Here is a 469-nt window from a genome sequence, read left to right as displayed (position 1 = left end):
CACCTGGACACCGTCCTGACCATGGTCGACAGGGACGCCTTCGCCGTCTATCCGGGCCTGGCCGACTCCCTGCGCTCCTGGTCCTTGGTGCCCAGTACGGATCGTGACTGCGGCTTCGACGTCAACGCCGAGTCCGATCTCGCCACCGCCCTGGCCGAGGCCCTCGACCTGGACAAGGTCCGCATGCTGTCCGCACCCCAGGACGTACGCGCGGCCGAACGTGAACAGTGGGACGACGGCAGCAACTTCCTCGCCGTGGCCCCCGGCGTCGTCGTCGGCTACGAGCGCAACGTGACCACCAACACCAACCTGCGCAAACAGGGCATCGAAGTGATCACCATCGCCGGTGCCGAACACGGCCGCGGCCGTGGCGGTCCCCGCTGCATGTGCTGCACAGTCGAACGCGACCCTGTCGTCTGACCCCCGACCACGTGGTACCGCCGTGAGCATCGACCTGCTGGGCCGCTCC

At 68.2% G+C, this 469-nt stretch carries 1 protein-coding gene; it reads left to right on the top strand.

Annotation, left to right across the window (positions count from 1 at the left end; all coding sequences use genetic code 11):
* Positions 1 to 420, top strand: a 420-nt coding sequence (locus tag LPA54_RS37775) for an arginine deiminase family protein (RefSeq protein ID WP_228984939.1), incomplete at its 5' end; no start/stop codon positions are given.
* Between the last annotated feature and the right edge of the window lie 49 nt (positions 421 to 469).

The sequence above is a fragment of the Streptomyces sp. DH12 genome (assembly GCF_020873895.1).
Classification (GTDB): domain Bacteria; phylum Actinomycetota; class Actinomycetes; order Streptomycetales; family Streptomycetaceae; genus Streptomyces.
This window is presented reverse-complemented; position numbering and strand designations above follow the sequence as displayed.